The 287-nt window shown below is 51.6% G+C and carries 1 protein-coding gene; it reads right to left on the bottom strand.

What is annotated here, in order from left to right:
* Nucleotides 1-287, bottom strand: a 287-nt coding sequence (locus ACLBYB_RS33355) for a serine hydrolase (RefSeq protein ID WP_447701444.1), incomplete at both ends; no start/stop codon positions are given.

Below are 287 nucleotides of genomic sequence, written 5' to 3'. Positions count from 1 at the left end.
CACGCTCACCGGCTCCAGATTTATCAGCAATAAACCAGCCAGCCGGAAGGGCCGAGCGCAGAAGTGGTCCTGCAACTTTATCCGCCTCCATCCAGTCTATTAATTGTTGCCGGGAAGCTAGAGTAAGTAGTTCGCCAGTTAATAGTTTGCGCAACGTTGTTGGCATTGCTACAGGCATCGTGGTGTCACGCTCGTCGTTTGGTATGGCTTCATTCAGCTCCGGTTCCCAACGATCAAGGCGAGTTACATGATCCCCCATGTTGTGCAAAAAAGCGGTTAGCTCCTTC

The organism is Methylobacterium sp. D54C (genome assembly GCF_053345595.1).
Note: the sequence above shows the minus strand (reverse complement) of the source record. Positions and strands in the feature narration are given on the sequence as shown.